At 71.8% G+C, this 16,750-nt stretch carries 16 protein-coding genes and 1 tRNA gene; 9 read left to right on the plus strand and 8 right to left on the minus strand.

Features of this window, described 5'->3' with window-relative positions; translation table 11 throughout:
• Positions 1-101: 101 nt before the first annotated feature.
• From ABT041_RS26650 to ABT041_RS26670, 5 genes are all read right to left on the minus strand, one after another.
• Positions 102-617: a hypothetical protein gene (locus tag ABT041_RS26650; RefSeq protein ID WP_351188656.1), complete on the minus strand. Its 516-nt coding sequence runs from the start codon at positions 615-617 to the stop codon at positions 102-104.
• A 127-nt stretch (positions 618-744) separates the two neighbouring features.
• The gene (locus ABT041_RS26655) at positions 745-1,590 is read right to left on the minus strand and encodes an S-methyl-5'-thioadenosine phosphorylase (protein WP_351188658.1); all 846 of its coding nucleotides are present in this window, start codon (positions 1,588-1,590) and stop codon (positions 745-747) included.
• Between the two features lie 97 nt (positions 1,591-1,687).
• On the minus strand, positions 1,688-2,014 hold the full coding sequence (locus tag ABT041_RS26660) for an FmdB family zinc ribbon protein (protein WP_351188660.1): 327 nt from the start codon (positions 2,012-2,014) through the stop codon (positions 1,688-1,690).
• Positions 2,015-2,082: 68 nt separating this feature from the next.
• Positions 2,083-3,384, minus strand: a complete 1,302-nt coding sequence (locus tag ABT041_RS26665; RefSeq protein ID WP_351188662.1) for an MFS transporter — start codon at positions 3,382-3,384, stop codon at positions 2,083-2,085.
• Between the two features lie 251 nt (positions 3,385-3,635).
• Complete coding sequence (locus tag ABT041_RS26670) at positions 3,636-5,204, minus strand: potassium/proton antiporter (protein WP_351188883.1); 1,569 nt, start codon at positions 5,202-5,204, stop codon at positions 3,636-3,638.
• Between the two features lie 215 nt (positions 5,205-5,419).
• Between ABT041_RS26670 and ABT041_RS26675 the strand changes: the two genes are divergently transcribed.
• Complete coding sequence (locus ABT041_RS26675; protein ID WP_351188664.1) at positions 5,420-8,170, plus strand: penicillin acylase family protein; 2,751 nt, start codon at positions 5,420-5,422, stop codon at positions 8,168-8,170.
• Here ABT041_RS26675 and ABT041_RS26680 read toward each other — a convergent pair.
• Positions 8,154-8,753, minus strand: coding sequence for a 5-formyltetrahydrofolate cyclo-ligase (locus ABT041_RS26680; RefSeq protein WP_351188667.1), 600 nt, complete (start codon positions 8,751-8,753; stop codon positions 8,154-8,156). The two genes, ABT041_RS26675 and ABT041_RS26680, sit on opposite strands and share 17 nt — an antisense overlap.
• 104 nt (positions 8,754-8,857) lie before the next feature.
• On the opposite strand from ABT041_RS26680, the gene galU reads away from it, so the two are divergent.
• The 7 genes from galU (at position 8,858) to ABT041_RS26715 (ending at position 14,161) form a co-directional block, all read left to right on the plus strand.
• Positions 8,858-9,769 carry a UTP--glucose-1-phosphate uridylyltransferase GalU gene (gene galU / locus ABT041_RS26685; protein WP_351188669.1) on the plus strand — a complete coding sequence of 304 codons (912 nt, stop codon included), beginning with the start codon at positions 8,858-8,860 and terminating at the stop codon, positions 9,767-9,769.
• A gap of 4 nt (positions 9,770-9,773) precedes the next feature.
• Positions 9,774-11,117: a molybdotransferase-like divisome protein Glp gene (gene glp, locus ABT041_RS26690; RefSeq protein ID WP_502976599.1), complete on the plus strand. Its 1,344-nt coding sequence runs from the start codon at positions 9,774-9,776 to the stop codon at positions 11,115-11,117.
• Positions 11,118-11,174: 57 nt separating this feature from the next.
• Positions 11,175-11,660 carry a cyclic pyranopterin monophosphate synthase MoaC gene (gene moaC, locus ABT041_RS26695; RefSeq protein WP_116160486.1) on the plus strand — a complete coding sequence of 162 codons (486 nt, stop codon included), beginning with the start codon at positions 11,175-11,177 and terminating at the stop codon, positions 11,658-11,660.
• Positions 11,657-12,223, plus strand: a complete 567-nt coding sequence (locus ABT041_RS26700; protein ID WP_351188673.1) for a MogA/MoaB family molybdenum cofactor biosynthesis protein — start codon at positions 11,657-11,659, stop codon at positions 12,221-12,223. Before moaC ends, ABT041_RS26700 begins: the two co-directional genes overlap by 4 nt.
• Before the next feature lie 14 nt (positions 12,224-12,237).
• A complete protein-coding gene (locus ABT041_RS26705) occupies positions 12,238-12,831 on the plus strand; it encodes a GNAT family N-acetyltransferase (protein ID WP_351188888.1) in 594 nt (197 codons plus the stop codon).
• A 137-nt stretch (positions 12,832-12,968) separates the two neighbouring features.
• Positions 12,969-13,991, plus strand: coding sequence for a divisome protein SepX/GlpR (gene sepX, locus ABT041_RS26710; protein WP_351188676.1), 1,023 nt, complete (start codon positions 12,969-12,971; stop codon positions 13,989-13,991).
• Between the two features lie 96 nt (positions 13,992-14,087).
• A tRNA-Ala gene (locus ABT041_RS26715) sits at positions 14,088-14,161 on the plus strand.
• Between the two features lie 97 nt (positions 14,162-14,258).
• Here ABT041_RS26715 and ABT041_RS26720 read toward each other — a convergent pair.
• Together ABT041_RS26720 and ABT041_RS26725 are read right to left on the minus strand one after the other, a co-directional pair.
• The gene (locus ABT041_RS26720; protein ID WP_502976601.1) at positions 14,259-15,191 is read right to left on the minus strand and encodes a collagenase; all 933 of its coding nucleotides are present in this window, start codon (positions 15,189-15,191) and stop codon (positions 14,259-14,261) included.
• A gap of 166 nt (positions 15,192-15,357) precedes the next feature.
• Positions 15,358-15,837, minus strand: a complete 480-nt coding sequence (locus ABT041_RS26725) for a GNAT family N-acetyltransferase (RefSeq protein WP_351188679.1) — start codon at positions 15,835-15,837, stop codon at positions 15,358-15,360.
• Between the two features lie 49 nt (positions 15,838-15,886).
• Between ABT041_RS26725 and xth the strand changes: the two genes are divergently transcribed.
• Positions 15,887-16,690, plus strand: coding sequence for an exodeoxyribonuclease III (gene xth / locus ABT041_RS26730; protein WP_351188681.1), 804 nt, complete (start codon positions 15,887-15,889; stop codon positions 16,688-16,690).
• Positions 16,691-16,750 lie beyond the last annotated feature (60 nt).

The raw sequence follows: 16,750 nt of genomic DNA on the forward strand, positions 1-16,750 counted from the left end.
GTCACGTGTACCGCTGCGTGCGGTGCCATTAGGCCGTGAACGGCGCAGAGCCGTCCAATCCGTACACACGGGACGGTGACTTGACAGCGAGTCAGTGCGAATCAGCACACCGTCACCGCCAGTTGGGACGTGACACCGGCACCTGCCAGCGCCGTCGCCGTCGACCGCGGCACGGACAGGACGATCAGCGCCCCTCCGTCCGAACGAGTCTCGCCCGGCCCTGGGACTTCGGCCACTCGGGCGCCCGTCGCGACCACCCGGGCCTCTCCCGCCCCGCCCAGCGGCGAGTTGGGCGCGGCGGCGATCACGTCGACCCGGTCACCGGGCCTCAGCAGCCGTACGGTCGCGGCGTCGGCGATCCGTACCGGCGCGGACACCAGGGGCACGGCGGCGGGCGGCCGCGCGCGGGCGGGCGCCGGCGCAGGGGGAGCGGCCGGAGCCGCGCCCGTGTTCGCGACGGCCAGCGCGGCCGCCGTCAGCGCCAGGAGCAGCGCCGGACCGCGCCGCCCCCGCCGCAGGGCCCTGCGCAGCCGGTGCCGGGCGCCCCGCGCCCGTAGCGGTTCGAAGGCCGGCACCGTGCAGGGCGCGGGGACGGAGGAGGTGAGGGTCGTCGTCATGGGTGGTGCCGCCTGTCCGGTAGGAGCGAAACGAGAACGCCCCCACTCTCCCGACTCCGTTCCCACCCCGCTCCGGCCTGGGGATCACCTCGGGTCTGTGGACAACTCGCCCACACCCGCGGGTGGTTTACGGCAGCTCGATCCCCAGGTCCCAGCCGTCGTGCGCGTTCGTGCACAGGCAGTCCCGGTCCACCGTCGCCGGCAGGGCCCCCACGGCGTCGAAGAGGACCTCCCGCAGCCGGCCCACGTTCTCGCCGAACACCCGCAGCACCTCGGTGTGGGAGACGCCCTCGCCGGTCTCGGCGCCCGCGTCCAGGTCGGTGACGAGCGCGAGCGAGGTGTAGCAGAGGCCCAGCTCGCGGGCGAGGACGGCCTCGGGGTGCCCGGTCATGCCGACGACCGACCAGCCGGCGGCGGCGTGCCAGCGGGACTCGGCGCGGGTGGAGAAGCGGGGGCCTTCGACGACGACCATGGTGCCGCCGTCGACGGGCTCCCAGCCGCGGCCCCGGGCGGCCTTGACCGCGACCCGCCGTCCGTCGGGGCAGTAGGGGTCGGCGAAGGTCACGTGGACGACGTTCGGCAGGGCCCCGTCGGCCCGCCGCTCGCCGTCGAAGTAGGTCTGCGCCCGGCTCTTCGTGCGGTCGACGAGCTGGTCGGGCACGACGAGCGTGCCGGGCCCGTACTCCTCGCGCAGTCCGCCGACGGCGCAGGGCCCGAGGACCTGCCGCACGCCCACGGAGCGCAGCGCCCAGAGGTTGGCGCGGTAGTTGATCCGGTGCGGCGGGACGGTGTGGCCGCGACCGTGCCGGGGGAGGAAGGCGACCTGCCGTCCGGCGATGGAGCCGAGGAAGAGGGAGTCGCTGGGGCTGCCGTAGGGGGTGTCGACGGACACCTCGGTGACGTCCTCCAGGAACGAGTAGAAGCCGGAGCCGCCGATCACGCCGATGTCCGCGTACACGTCATGGTTGGCCATGGCGTTCACCCTAAGCGGCCCCCTGCGGAAACAGACGGCCTCCCCGGAAACGCCGAAAGCCCCGTCGCAACACGGCGACGGGGCCCTCGGGGAAAGATCAGGCGGCCGAGCTTCCGGTGCTCGACGAGGACGTCGAGGAGGCGGGAGCGGTCGACGCGGCCGGCTTCGAGTCCGAGGAGGACGACGAAGCGGACGACGACGAGGACGACGAGGACTTCGACGAGGCCGGCGAGCTGCTGGACGACGAGCCGCGGCTGTCGTTCCGGTAGAAGCCGGAGCCCTTGAAGACGATGCCGACGGCCGAGAACACCTTCTTCAGGCGTCCCTGGCAGCTGGGGCACACGGTCAGGGCGTCATCCGTGAACTTCTGCACCGCCTCGAGGCCTTCGCCGCACTCGGTGCACTGGTACTGGTAGGTCGGCACTTGACTTCCTCCTGGCACTCACACTCATCGAGTGCTAACGACGATCCATACTGACGTATTCCGGGGGATCAGTCCACCGTCACCGGCACGCGGTGACCGATACCACGTGCCGCGACCCGGCTCGCCTCGCGCGGCTTCAGCCGCGAGCGCAGGGCGAGCAGCGTGGCCAGGGCGAGGGCGGTGCCCGCCATCGGCACCAGGAATCCGGTGCTCGCGCCGTGGGCGTCGGCGAGGCGGCCGGCGACCGTGACGGCCGCGGCCTGGCCGAGCGCGACGGCGCCGGTGAGCCAGGTGAAGGCCTCGGTACGGGCCGAGGCCGGGATCAGGGTCTCGACGATGGTGTAGCCGGCGATCAGGGCGGGGGCGATGCACAGGCCGACGACCAGGCCCAGGGCGCCGAGGAGCAGCACCGAGTGCGTGGTCCACAGCAGGGAGGCGGCGACGGTGAGGCCGGCGTAGCCCGTGATCATGCGGCGGAGGGGGCCGCTCTTCCAGGCGACGGCGCCCATGGCGATGCCCGCGAGCATGTTGCCGGCGGCGAAGATCCCGTACAGCAGGCCGTTGGCGCCGGGGTTGCCGATCTCCTCGGTGAAGGCGGTGAGGGAGACCTGCATGCCGCCGAAGACGGAGCCGATGCCGAGGAAGGCGACGATCAGGACGCGGACGCCGGGGACGGAGAGCGCCGAGCGGTGGGGTTCGACGGCGGTGGCCGCGGACATCCCGTACGCGGGCTGGGTGGCGCGCTGCGCGGCGAAGAACAGGCCGCCGACGAGGGTGAGGGCGGCCTCGGCGATCAGACCCGCGGCCGGGTGGACGCCGGTGCACAGGGCGGTGGCGAGGACGGGGCCGACGACGAAGGTGAACTCGTCCGTGACGGATTCGAAGGCGGCGGCCGTCGGCATCAGCGGGGAGCCTCCCCCAGAGCCTTCGGCCTGGGAGGTACCCCCAAGCTTGGCGGCCCAGCGGGCCCGGACCATCGGCCCGACCTGGGGCACGGAGGCACCGGAGGGGACGGCGGCCAGGAACAGCGCCCAGAGCGGGGCGCCGGCCAGGGCGAGCGCGACGAGCAGCGAGACGGACGCGGTGTGGACGAGGACGCCGGGGATCAGGACGGCGCGCTGGCCGAAGCGGTCGGCGAGCTTGCCGCTCTGCGGGGCGAACAGCGCCATGGAGACGCCGGTGACGGCCGCGACCGCGCCGGCGCTGCCGAAGGAGCCGGTGGTGTGCTGGACGAGCAGGACGATGCCGATCGTCAGCATCGCGAACGGCTGCCGGGCGGCGAAGCCCGGGAGAAGGAAGGACAGTGCACCGGGTGTGCGCAGCAGCTGCCCGTAGCCGGGCCGCTTGTCCGTGATGACCGTGGACTCCACGGTCCTTGCCTTTCTGCCGCCTGGTAGCGCGCCTCCGCACGGTGGTGCGGGTGTCGCCGAGAGCTGTCCTCATGCGCGTTACTGCGGTAGATACCGGGCCGGCCCCACTGCGGAGGGGCGCCACGGCCGCCATACGGTCGCGCCAGCTCTGCGTCAGGCAGAGTTGGTTCGATCAGGTGTGCCTTCATGGTACAGGGAAGAGCGTCTTCCCGCCTGGGAAAACGCTCCCACCCCCGAAATAATGCCTGCGATTAACCGGAAGTTTTCTTGCGCCGGTCGCTGCCCGGAAGGTGCAGGCGCCCCGTGGGGGCCGGTTGCGAGGCCGCCGTCGCGCCCCCGGTGCCGAGCCAGCCGGCGAGCTTGCCGCCCTGTCCGACGGCCCGCAGCCGGCGCTCGGTGGCGTCCCGTACGGGGTCGGTGGCGACGACGAGGAGTTCGTCGCCGTGCCGCAGGACGGTCGCGGGTCCCGGTACGAAGCTGGCGTCCTCCCGTACGACGAGGGTGACGGCGGCTCCGGCGGGGAGGCGCAGCTCGGCGACCTCGACGCCGTGCATCCGGGAGCTCTCGGGGATGGCGACGGAGAGCAGGTGTCCGCGCAGCCGCTCCAGGGGTGCGGACTCGACGCCGAGGTCGGCGGTCCCGGTGGGGTCGCCCAGCTTGAGGGCCTTCGCCAGCCAGGGCAGCGTCGGGCCCTGGACGAGGGTGTAGACGACGACGAGGACGAAGACGATGTTGAAGATCCGCTCGCTGCCCTCGATCTTCGACACCATCGGGATGGTGGCGAGGATGATGGGGACGGCTCCGCGCAGGCCGGCCCAGGACATCAGCGCCTGCTCCTGCCAGGGGATCCGGAAGGGCAGCAGGCTGATCAGGACCTCCATGGGCCGTGCGACCACGGTCAGGACGAGGCCGATGACGACGGCGGGCCAGAAGTCGTGGCCGAGCTCGTGCGGGGTGACGAGCAGGCCGAGCAGGACGAACATGCCGATCTGGGCGATCCAGCCGAGTCCCTCGGCGAAGCCGCGGTTCGCGGGCGCGTGCGGCAGCTTGGCGTTGCCGAGGACCATCGAGGCCAGGTAGACGGCGAGGAAGCCGGAGCCGTGGGCCATGGCGCCGGCGGCGTACGCGACGACGGCGATGGCCATGACGGCGATGGGGTACAGGCCGGAGGCGGGCAGGGCGATGTGCTTGAGGCCGTAGGCGCCGATGAAGCCGACGGCGAGGCCGACGGCGACGCCGATGGCGAGTTCGAGGGCGATCTCGGCGATGAGCAGGTACCAGTGGTCGACCGGTCCGGCCGTGGAGAAGGCGACGACGAGGATGACGACGGGGGCGTCGTTGAAGCCGGACTCGGCCTCCAGGACGCCGGTGACCCGTGAGGGCAGGGGCACCTTGCGCAGTACGGAGAAGACCGCTGCGGCGTCGGTGGAGGAGACGACGGCGCCGATGATCAGGGCCTGCCGCCAGTCGAGACCGACGAGGTAGTGGGCGCCGGCGGCGGTGATGCCGACGCTGACGGCGACGCCGACGGTGGAGAGGACGACCGCGGCGGGCAGCGCCGGCTTGATCTCCTTCCACTTCGTGCCGAGACCACCCTCGGCGAGGATCACGACGAGGGCGGCGTAGCCGATGACCTGCGTGAGTTCGGCGTTGTCGAAGGCGACGTTGCCGATGCCGTCCTGTCCGATGGCGACGCCGATGCCCAGGTAGAGCAGGAGGCTGGGGAGCCCGCTCCGGGAGGAGATCCGCACGGCGGCGACGGCCACGAGCAGGACGAGGGAGCAGACGAGCAGGAGTTCGTTGAGCTGGTGGACAGTCAGTGGCCGTTCCTTCCCCTCACGTGCGGCTGGATCGTTCCTCCAGCGGCCGGGTACTTCGTTACCTTACCTAATCTTTAACGGTTTCTTGACGCCCCCTTTGCCTCTCCTCGCTCATCAGTACGGTTCTCTTCCTGACACCGCGTCCGGGCCGCCCGGACGCTGCGCCTAAGGTTGCTCCCGTACTCCAGGACCACCCTGCCCCTCGAAGGACAGCGATGCCCTCCAACACGACCGCGCCCCCCGGCAAGAAGACCGCCAAGAAGAAAGGGCGGCGCGCCCGCCTGATCCTCGTCGTCCTGGTCCTCGCACTGGTCGCGGGCATCGGCTTCGGCGGGTACTGGGGAGTCAGCACCGTCCGGGCCTCGTTCCCGCAGACGACCGGCGAGATCCGCCTCGACAAGCTCTCCGCCGACGTCGAGGTGAAGCGGGACGCGAACGGCGTCCCGCAGATCTACGCCGACAACGAGACGGACCTCTTCCGCGCCCAGGGCTACGTCCAGGCGCAGGACCGGTTCTACGAGATGGACGTCCGCCGGCACGTGACCGCGGGCCGGCTCTCCGAGATGTTCGGCGAGAGCCAGGTCGACACCGACGCCTTCCTGCGCACCCTCGGCTGGCGCCGGGTCGCGCAGCAGGAGTACGACACGGTCCTGTCGCCGGAGACGAAGAAGTACCTCCAGGCGTACGCGGAGGGCGTCAACGCCTATCTGAAGGACCGCGCGCCGAAGGACGTCTCCGTCGAGTACGCGGCGCTCGCCCTCACCAACGACTACACGATCGAGCCGTGGACCCCGGTCGACTCGGTGGCCTGGCTCAAGGCGATGGCCTGGGACCTGCGCGGCAACATGCAGGACGAGATCGACCGCTCGCTGATGACCAGCCGGCTGAGCGCGAAGCAGATCAAGCAGCTCTACCCGGAGTACCCGTACGCGCTCCACCAGCCGATCCTGGACAAGGGCGCCGTCGACGGGTCCACCGGGAAGTTCGACCCGAAGGCCGACGCGACCGAGGGCGACGGCACGTCCACCGGGGACACCCCCGGCACGGGGCCGGGCGGTTCGAGCGGCGGCGTGGCCTCCCAGCTCGGCGCCCTGTCCGAGGTCCTCGACACCGTCCCCGCCCTGCTCGGCCCGAACGGCAACGGCATCGGCTCGAACTCCTGGGTCGTCGCCGGGAAGTACACGACCTCCGGCAAGCCGCTGCTCGCCAACGACCCGCACCTCGCGCCCCAGCTGCCGTCCCTCTGGTACCAGATGGGCCTGCACTGCCGCTCGGTCTCGGCCACCTGCCGCTACGACGTCGCCGGCTACACCTTCTCCGGCATGCCCGGCGTGATCATCGGCCACAACGACAAGATCGCCTGGGGCCTCACCAACCTCGGCGCCGACGTGACCGACCTCTACCTGGAGAAGATCGGCCCCGACGGCTACCTCGTCGACGGCAAGGTCAAGGCCTTCAAGAGCCGCGAGGAGACCATCAAGGTCGCCGGCGGCACCGACCGCAAGATCACGGTCCGTTCGACCGACCGCGGCCCGCTCGTCTCCGACCGCTCCTCCGAGCTGGAGAAGGTCGGCCAGAAGGCCCCCGTCGGGAACTCCGCCCCCGACCGCGGCACCGGCTACGGCGTCTCCCTGCAGTGGACCGCCCTGCAGCCCGGCCACTCGATGGACGCGATCTTCGCGATCGACCGCGCCAAGGACTTCACCACCTTCCGGGCCGCCGCGAAGAACTTCGAGGTCCCGTCCCAGAACCTGATCTACGCCGACACCGAGGGCAACATCGGCTACCAGTCCCCGGGCAAGATCCCGCAGCGGACCAAGGGCGACGGCACCCTGCCCGCGCCCGGCTGGGACTCCTCGTACCGGTGGAAGGGCTACATCCCCTTCGAGAAGCTGCCCTACGAGTACAACCCCGACCGCGGCTACATCGTCACCGCCAACCAGGCCGTGATCGACCAGAAGACCTACCCCGACCTGCTCACCAAGGACTGGGGCTACGGCTCGCGCAGCCAGCGGATCAACGACCTCATCGAGTCGAAGACCAAGGACGGCGGCAAGATCTCGCCGGACGACATGCGGACCATGCAGACCGACAACCGCAGCGAGATCGCGACCCTGCTCAACCCGCTGCTGCTGAAGATCGACATCTCCGACCCGCAGGTCCGCGAGGCGCAGAAGCTCCTCGAGGGCTGGGACTACACCCAGGAGCCCGACTCGGCCGCGGCCGCCTACTTCAACGCGGTCTGGCGCAACGTCCTCAAGCTCGCCTTCGGGAACAAGCTGCCCAAGGAACTGCGCGCCGAGGGCGACTGCATCAGCGTCCGCCCGGCCGACGCCACCGGCCCGGTCGACGAGCAGAACAAGCTCGTCCGCGAGTGCGGCCAGCGCGACCCCGACTCGGCGCAGCCGGACGGCGGCGACCGCTGGTACGAGGTGGTCCGCCCGCTCCTCAAGCAGGAGAAGAACGAGTGGTGGAAGACCCCGGGCGACCGCCTGGACCCGCCCACCGAGACCCGTGACCAGCTGCTCGCCCGCGCCATGAAGGACGCCCGCTGGGAGCTGACCGCCAAGCTCGGCAAGGACGTCTCCACCTGGAGCTGGGGCCGGCTGCACCAGCTGACCCTGAAGAACCAGACCCTCGGCACCGCGGGCCCCGGCGTCGTGCAGCAGCTCCTCAACCGCGGCCCGTGGAACCTGGGCGGCGGCGAGGCGGCCGTCGACGCCACCGGCTGGAACGCGGCCGGCGGCTACGAGGTCATCTGGGTGCCGTCGATGCGGATGGTCGTGAACGTCGGCGACTGGGACAAGTCCCGGTGGGTCAACCTGACCGGCGCCTCCGGGCACGCCTTCCACTCGAACTACACCGACCAGACGGACACCTGGGCGAAGGGCGAGCTGTACGACTGGGCCTACGGCAAGGCGGCGGTCGACGCGACGGCGAAGGACACCCTCACGCTGAAGCCGTGAATCGGGTGACCCCCTCCGGGGTCACCACCGCCTGAACGGGGTGGTCGTGCGGTTCCTCCGGGACCCGGGCGACCACCTCGTCCGCGTAGAGGAGCACCACCAGGGCCGGATCCACGCCCGCGCGTGCGAGCCGGGCGAGGACCCGGTCGTACGAGCCGCCGCCCCGCCCGAGCCGCATCCCGCGCCCGTCGACCGCGAGGCCCGGCAGCAGGACGGTGTCGGCGGTGCACACCGCGTCGGGGCCGAGCCGCGGGCCGGTCGGCTCCAGGAGGCCGCGCCCGGCCTTCACCAGGGCCTCGGGCCCCTCGTACGCCGCCCAGTCGAGGTCGTTGTCGGGCAGCAGGACCGGGAGCAGGACCCGCACCCCGCGCGCGTGGAGGGCGTCGAGCAGCGCGCGCGTGCCCGGTTCGCGGCCGACGGACACATAGGCGGCGACGGTGGCCGCCCCGGAGAGCTCGGCCAGCTCCAGTCCGTGCCGGGCGAGGGATTCGGCGGCGTCCTCGAGGACGACGGGGGCCAGGGCGGCCCGGGCGCCCAGAAGTCGACTGCGCAGCAGGGTCTTTTCGGACATCTCAGGTGTCATCGTGGCCTCATGTGCAAGTACGAAATTCTTGTAAGTGTCTTTATGTGAAGGAAGTTAACCGAAGCCACATCTTCCTCTCATTACGAACGGCTAAGGTGCACCGCATGAATCAGTCGTTCCCCAGGCTCGGTCGGATCAGCAAGGCTGTCATCCCCGCCGCCGGTCTCGGCACCCGCTTCCTGCCGGCGACCAAGGCGACCCCGAAGGAGATGCTGCCGGTCGTCGACAAGCCGGCCATCCAGTACGTCGTCGAGGAGGCCGTCGCGGCCGGCCTCTCCGACGTCCTGATGATCACCGGCCGGAACAAGCGGCCCCTGGAGGACCACTTCGACCGGAACTACGAGCTGGAGGAGGCCCTGCTCCGCAAGGGCGACGAGGAGCGCCTCTCCAAGGTCCAGGAGTCCAGCGACCTCGCCACCATGCACTACGTCCGCCAGGGCGCCCCGCGCGGCCTCGGCCACGCCGTGCTCTGCGCCGCCCCGCACGTCGGCGACCAGCCCTTCGCGGTGCTCCTCGGCGACGACCTGATCGACCCGCGCGACCCGCTGCTCGCGCGGATGGTGGACGTGCAGGAGCGGGAGGGCGGCAGCGTCATCGCCCTGATGGAGGTCGAGCCCTCGCAGATCCACCTCTACGGCTGCGCGGCGGTCGAGCCGACCGGCGACTCGGACGTGGTCAAGGTGACGGACCTGGTCGAGAAGCCGGATCCGGGCGAGGCGCCCAGCAACTACGCGATCATCGGACGTTACGTCCTGGATCCTGCCGTTTTCGACACCCTGCGGGAGACCGAGCCGGGCCGCGGCGGCGAGATCCAGCTGACCGACGCCCTGCAGAAACTCGCCTGCGACGAGAAGATCGGCGGCCCGGTGCACGGTGTCGTGTTCAAGGGGCGCCGCTATGACACCGGCGACCGCGGGGACTATCTGCGTGCCATTGTCAGACTCGCGTGCGAACGTGAAGATCTGGGACCGGACTTCCGGGCCTGGCTCCGGAGATACGTCAGCGAGGAGATGTAGCACCTTGAGCAGCAGCGCGGCACACGGCCACGACCATCAGGACGGCGCGGCGGACCCCTGCGCGGGCCCGGCCCGCGGCCTGTGGTCGGTCGACGAGCACCTCGCCGACATCCTCGCCACGGTCTCCCCGCTCGAACCGATCGAGCTGCAACTCCTCGACGCCCAGGGCTGTGTCCTCGTCGAGGACGTGACGGTGCCGGTCGCGCTGCCCCCCTTCGACAACAGCTCCATGGACGGGTACGCGGTCCGGGTCGCCGATGTCGCCGGGGCCACCGAGGAGTTCCCGGCCGTCCTCACCGTCATCGGCGACGTCGCCGCGGGCGCCGGCGGCCTGCCCGAGGTCGGACCCGGCCAGGCCGCCCGGATCATGACCGGCGCCCCGCTGCCGCCCGGCGCCGAGGCCGTCGTCCCCGTCGAGTGGACCGACGGCGGTACGGGCGGGGGCGCGGCCACCGGCATGACCGCCGCGAGCACCGCCCCCGAGGGCGCCGAGGGCGAGGTCCGGGTCCACCGCTCCGCCGCGGCCGGCGCGCACGTCCGCAGGGCCGGCAGCGACGTACGGGCCGGGGAGCTGGCCCTCGCGGCGGGCACGGTCCTGGGGCCGCCGCAGATCGGCCTGCTCGCCGCGATCGGCCGGGGCACCGTGCAGGTCCGCCCCCGCCCCCGCGTGGTCGTCCTCTCCACCGGCAGCGAGCTCGTGCAGCCCGGGGAGCCGCTGGGCGAGGGCCAGATCCACGACTCCAACAGCTTCGCGCTCGCCGCCGCCGCCCGGGACGCCGGCGCCCTGGCCTACCGGGTCGGGGCCGTCGCCGACGACGCGGAGTCGCTGCGCGCCACCATCGAGGACCAGCTCATCCGGGCCGACCTGATCGTCACCACCGGCGGGGTGAGCGTCGGCGCGTACGACGTGGTGAAGGAGGCGCTGACCGCCGACGGGCAGGTCGACTTCCGCAAGCTGGCGATGCAGCCGGGCAAGCCGCAGGGCTTCGGCGCGATCGGCGCCGAGCAGATCCCGCTGCTCGCCCTGCCGGGGAACCCGGTCTCCTCGTACGTCTCCTTCGAGCTGTTCGTGCGCCCCGCGATCCGCGCACTGATGGGCGTGAAGGACCTGCACAGGCCCCGGGTCCGGGCGCTCCTCACCGCCGAGAAGTCCCTCTCGTCCCCGGCCGGCCGCCGCCAGTTCCTGCGCGGCACCTACGACCCGGAGGCGGGCACCGTCACCCCCGTGGGCGGCCAGGGCTCCCACCTGATCGCGGCCCTCGCGCACGCGGACTGCCTGCTCGTGGTCCCGGAGGAGACGGAGAGCGTGGACCCGGGCACCGAGCTGGAAGTGGTCCTCCTCGGCTGAGGGGGCGACGCTGGGGGTACGGTGTCGTCCCACACAGCGACCGGGAGTGTCACGGCCATGAGCACGCAGCAAGGTCTCACCCACATCGACGAGGCGGGCGCGGCCCGCATGGTCGACGTATCGGCGAAGGACGTCACGTCCCGCACCGCCCGCGCCAGCGGGCGGGTGCTCGTGTCGCCGCGCGTGATCGAGCTGCTGCGCGGCGAGGGCGTCCCGAAGGGCGACGCGCTCGCCACCGCCCGGATCGCCGGGATCATGGGCGCGAAGAAGACCCCGGACCTGATCCCGCTCTGCCACCCGCTGGCCGTCTCGGGCGTCACCCTGGACCTGGCGGTCACGGACGACGCGGTCGAGATCCTGGCGACGGTGAAGACCACGGACCGCACGGGCGTCGAGATGGAGGCCCTCACGGCGGTCTCGGTGGCGGCCCTGACCGTCGTCGACATGGTGAAGGCGGTCGACAAGGGCGCGGTCATCTCCGACGTGCGGGTGGAGGAGAAGACGGGCGGCAAGTCGGGGCACTGGACGAGGGCCGAGGCGTGACGCGCGCGGGCCGGGTGGCCGGCGTCCACGAGCACGGGGAGCGGGAGCCGGCGGGTGCGCCCGAGGAGGTTCCGGCGGCGGCGTACCGGGCGCTCGTCGTCACGGCATCGAACCGGGCCTCGGCCGGGGTGTACGAGGACAGGGGCGGCCCGCTGATCGCCGAGGGCCTGACCCGGATGCGTTTCGCCGTGGACGGCCCGCAGGTCGTCCCGGACGGGGCGCCGGTGGAGGCCGCCCTGCGGGCCGGGGTGGCGGCGGGGTACGACCTGATCGTCACGACCGGCGGTACGGGCATCTCGCCCACCGACGAGACGCCCGAGGTGACCCGCCGGGTCCTGGAGCGGGAGATCCCGGGCATCCCGGAGGCGATCCGCGCGTACGGCCGGGAGAAGGTCCCGACGGCGGCGCTCTCGCGCGGTCTGGCCGGGGTCGCGGGCTCGACGCTGATCGTGAACCTGCCGGGGTCCCCGGGCGGGGTGCGGGACGGGCTCGCCGTCCTGGAGCCGCTCCTGAGCCACGCCGTCGACCAGATCCGCGGCGGCGACCACCCGAGAGCGTCGTGATCCCGTCCTGGCCGGTGGTGCTCGTCGACGGCGACGTGCTGCTCCGGCCGATAAAGATGCGCGACCAGGCGGCCTGGCGCGAGGTGAACCGGCGCAACCGCGAGTGGCTGCGGCCCTGGGAGGCGACGGTCCCGCCGCCGCCTCCGGGCGGCCCGGTGGCGCACCGGCCGACGTACCGTCAGATGGTGCGCCATCTGCGGTCGGAGGCGAACGCAGGCCGGATGCTGCCGTTCGTGATCGAGTACCGGGGGCGGCTCGTCGGCCAGTTGACGGTGGCCGGGATCACCTGGGGCTCGATGTGCTCGGGGCACGTGGGGTACTGGGTGGACAGCGAGGTGGCCGGGCGCGGGGTGATGCCGACGGCGGTCGCGCTCGCCGTCGACCACTGCTTCCGTGTCGTGGGGCTGCACCGCATGGAGGTGTGCATCCGCCCGGAGAACGGGCCTTCGCGCCGGGTGGTGGAGAAGCTCGGTTTCCGCGAGGAGGGCCTGCGGCCGCGCTACCTCCACATCGACGGTGCGTGGCGGGACCATCTGGTGTTCGCGCTGACGGCGGAGGAGGTGCCGGAGGGGCTGTTGCGCCGCTGGCATCACGCAAGAATGCAATAAGTGTTCGAATTTAATCGCCAGTTGGCGGTCAATCGATCTGAACAATCACAAAAAAGTTCAGTGATATCAGCCAGATCGTGCGACACACCGGGCCAATTGGCCGATGCGTGTTACAGAACCCCTCTACCGTGTGAGGCGTGAGCAGCAGCGGCCTCATCTACGCAGTCATCGTCGGGGCCTGGGCCGCCTACTTGGTGCCGATGTGGCTCCGCAGGCAGGACGAGCTGAACGAAGCCCGTCCGACGGAACGCTTCAGCACCGCCATCCGGCTGCTTTCCGGACGGGCGGGCATGGAGCGCCGGTACGCCAAGGAGCTCAAGGAGCGGGACCGTACGGCGGAGGGACCGACGCCCGACGTGGACCCGGACGCGGAGACCGAGCAACTGAGCTCGGTCGACGTCCGGGCCTTCTCCGCGCCCGCGGCCAGGACGGAGGCGCGCCTGGAACTCCCGGAACCCGAGCCCGGACCGGCGCCCGCGCCGGCCCGGCCCGCCCCGGGAGCCGCCGCCGAGCGCGCCCGCCGCGGCAAGGTCCTCGCCCGGCGCCGCCGGACCACGACGCTCCTCTTCGCCGCCTTCACCCTCGGCGCGGTCGTCGCGGCCGTCGGCGGGGTCGCCTTCCTGTGGGCCCCGGCGGTCCCCGCGCTGCTCCTCAGCGCGTACATCGTCCATCTGCGGATCCAGGAGCGCCGCCGCTTCGTGTACGTGATGGACCGGCGCCGCGCCGAAGCGGCCGCCGCCCGGCTGCGCGAGAGCCGCCGCCCGGCCCCTACGCCGGAGCCGGAGGCCGCGCAGGCCCCGGCGGTCACTCCGCAGGAGGCGGACCGGCGCGCCCTGGTCGAGCAGACGGACCACGCGGAGTGGGTCGACCAGCAGCGCGAGCGCGGCCCGGCCCGCGGCGACAGCTGGGACCCGGTCCCGGTGCCGCTGCCCACCTACGTCACCGCCCCGGTCGCCCCGCGCGCCACGAGCGGCATCGACATCACGGACCCGGAGACCTGGAGCGCGGCCCGCTCCTCCACGGCGGCCGACCCGGCCCCCGCGCCGTCCCCGGCACCCCGCCAGCGCACCACCCCGCCCCGCCGCGGCCGCGACCACGGCCGCACCCCGCTCTTCGACCAGTACGCGGACGACGACCGCCCCCGGGCGGCCAACGAATGACCCCCGGCCGGGGTGCCGCGACGGCCCCCGGCTGACCTGCGGGGGAAGCGATTTTTGTTCTTCCCGATCGGGATGCTAATGTTTCACACGTCGCAAGGGCCTGTGGCGCAGTCTGGTAGCGCACCTCGTTCGCATCGAGGGGGTCTGGGGTTCAAATCCCCACAGGTCCACAGACAACGAGATCCCGCCCGGTCGGAAGACCGGGCGGGATCTTCGTCGTTCAGGAGCCTTTGCGGGGGTCCCCGCTCAGGAGTCCTCCGCGGACCGTCAGGCGCCTGCCGTCGCCACGGCCGTCAGCCAGGCGTTCCAGTCGCTCTCGTAGTCCAGCGAGGTGAGGAAGGAACGCGCGGCGGCCCAGTCCCCGCTGCGGTAGTGGCCGAGCACGGTGGCCACGTCGGCCGGGTGCCTCTCGACCATGTAGCGGGCGGCGAGGTAGCCCCAGTTGTAGGTGCGGCTGACGTCGCTGTTGGCGTAGGTGGTGTCGAACAGGGTGCGCAGCGCGTACGTGTGCTTGCCGGCCTCGGCTATCGCGTTGGTGTACGTGACGCCGCGGTAGGAGTAGGAGACGTACTCCGCTATGCCCTCGCCCCACCACACGGTGGGGGTGCTCTGGCTCGCGTCGAAGTCGCCGTACAGGTCGAAGCGGCCGTCCAGGTAGTGCGTGTACTCGTGGTTGAGGTTCCAGATCTGCCAGCCGGGGCTCACGTCGGTGCGCTCGTAGCAGATGAAGCGCGGCTGGTTGCCCGCCTTGGCCGGGTCCCCCTCCAGGTACATGCCGCCGTTGTTCGTGTCGATGCCGTAGATCCTGCCCGCGTAGGTCTTGTAGTCGGCGCTCGAGTTGAAGACGTCGACCTCCAGGGTGGTGTTGAAGTCGTTCGCCACCGGTCCCGGGTCGTTCACGACGCTGTGGAAGTAGGCGTCCTGGTTGGCCAGGCTCGCGCAGGTCGCCGTCAGTTGGGCGGCGGTCATCTCCTGGGCCCGGATCCGGAGCGAGGAGCTGCACTCGTGGACGATCGGCAGGATCCGTGATTCCAGCCTGCCGCCGGTGGTGCCGGTCGCGCCGGGGGCGCCCTTGGCGGTGCCGTGGGCCGGGCGCTGGGCCGGGTCCGCGAAGGCGTGGTCCGGCGAGGGGCCGGCCTGGGCGGCCTGGGCGGGGGCGGCCGCGAGGGCGGCGGTGAGCAGGGCGGTGGCGAGGGCCATGATGCGCAAGACGCACTCCTGGTGGGGGAGTTGGGGTCCCGTCCAAGACGGGCTGCGCAGTAAAATGGCACATGTCACATGGCTTGAACAGTCCTGCGAACGCAGAAATCCCGCCCGATCGCAGGATCGGGCGGGATCTCGGGTGTTCCGGTCGCTGCCGGAGGCTTCAGTCCAGCGGCTTCGCGAAGCAGCGGCTGTTGGGGTAGTCGCGGTAGTAGCCGAACTTGGTGCAGGGTTCGTAGCCGCTGGAGAGGTAGAGGGCGATGGCCTCCGGCTGGGCGGTGCCCGTCTCCAGGACCATGCGGGTGCGGCCGGCGGCGCGGGCGTCGGATTCGAGGGCCGCGAGGATCCTGCGGGCCAGGCCGAGGCCGCGGGCCTCGGGTATCACGTACATGCGCTTCAGCTCGGCGTCGCCGTCCGCGTAGCCCTCGTCGTTCGCGTCCTGGGTGCGCCAGCCGCCCGTCGCGACCGGCCGGCCCTCGGAGTCGTACGCGAGGAGGTACAGGCCGTGGGGCGGGGCGAACATTCCGGCGTCCAGCCGTGTGACGTCGCCCTCGCCGCCGTAGCGGACGGCGTACTCCGCCTGGACCGCATCGTCGAGTTTGACGGCGTCGGGGTGGTCGTAAGGCGTGGGCTGGATGTGCATGCGGTGGATCGTACATCTATGCAGCGGCTGGCGTCTGTATTCTCCCGGGATGCTCACTGTCACGACCGCGAATGTCAACGGACTCCGTGCCGCCGCCAAGAAGGGCTTCGTCGAGTGGCTGGCCGGCACCTCCGCCGATGCCGTCTGCCTCCAGGAGGTCCGCGCCGAGGAGTCGCAGCTGCCCGAGGAGGTGCGCAGCCCCGAGGGCTGGTTCACCGTCCACGCCCCCGCCGCCGCCAAGGGGCGCGCCGGTGTGTCGCTCTACACACGGCGCGAGCCCGACGCCGTCCGCATCGGATTCGGATCCGCCGAGTTCGACACCAGCGGCCGGTACGTCGAGGCCGACCTGCCCGGCGTGACCGTCGCCAGCCTCTACCTGCCCTCCGGTGAGGTCGGCACCGAGCGCCAGGACGAGAAGTACCGCTTCATGGGCGAGTTCCTGCCGTACCTGAAGGAGCTCAGGACCCGCGCCGCCGCCGACGGGCGCGAGGTCGTCGTCTGCGGCGACTGGAACATCGCCCACCGGGAGGCCGACCTCAAGAACTGGAAGGCCAACAAGAAGAACGCCGGCTTCCTGCCCGAGGAGCGGGAGTGGCTGAGCAGGGTGCTCGACGAGGGCGACGGCGGGTACGTCGACGTCGTGCGGGCGCTCCACCCCGAGCAGGAGGGGCCCTACTCCTGGTGGTCCTACCGCGGGCGCGCCTTCGACAACGACAGCGGCTGGCGGATTGACCTGATTGTCAGTTCGCCTCGCTTGGCCGAGCGCTGCGTGAAGGCGTACGTGGAGCGGGCGGCGAGCCACGCGGAGCGGTGGAGTGACCACGCGCCTGTGACCGCCGTGTTCGACGTGTAGGGACCGGCTGCGGAAAGCCCCGCCCGGCTGTCTTGCTCGCCGTCGCCGGACGGGGCCGCA

This window comes from Streptomyces sp. NPDC002825 (assembly GCF_040295385.1).
In the GTDB taxonomy this organism is placed as follows: Bacteria; Actinomycetota; Actinomycetes; order Streptomycetales; family Streptomycetaceae; genus Streptomyces.

Bases quoted from the DNA above. Each gene is read 5' to 3' on its own strand.
- ABT041_RS26655 (WP_351188658.1), bottom strand. From the start codon at position 1,590: ATGGCCAACCATGACGTGTACGCGGACATCGGCGTGATCGGCGGCTCC.
- ABT041_RS26725 (WP_351188679.1), bottom strand. From the start codon at position 15,837: ATGCACATCCAGCCCACGCCTTACGACCACCCCGACGCCGTCAAACTC.
- ABT041_RS26675 (WP_351188664.1), top strand. From the start codon at position 5,420: ATGCCCTCCAACACGACCGCGCCCCCCGGCAAGAAGACCGCCAAGAAG.
- moaC (WP_116160486.1), top strand. From the start codon at position 11,175: ATGAGCACGCAGCAAGGTCTCACCCACATCGACGAGGCGGGCGCGGCC.
- ABT041_RS26720 (WP_502976601.1), bottom strand. From the start codon at position 15,191: ATGGCCCTCGCCACCGCCCTGCTCACCGCCGCCCTCGCGGCCGCCCCC.
- ABT041_RS26650 (WP_351188656.1), bottom strand. From the start codon at position 617: ATGACGACGACCCTCACCTCCTCCGTCCCCGCGCCCTGCACGGTGCCG.
- galU (WP_351188669.1), top strand. From the start codon at position 8,858: ATGAATCAGTCGTTCCCCAGGCTCGGTCGGATCAGCAAGGCTGTCATC.
- xth (WP_351188681.1), top strand. From the start codon at position 15,887: ATGCTCACTGTCACGACCGCGAATGTCAACGGACTCCGTGCCGCCGCC.
- ABT041_RS26680 (WP_351188667.1), bottom strand. From the start codon at position 8,753: ATGACACCTGAGATGTCCGAAAAGACCCTGCTGCGCAGTCGACTTCTG.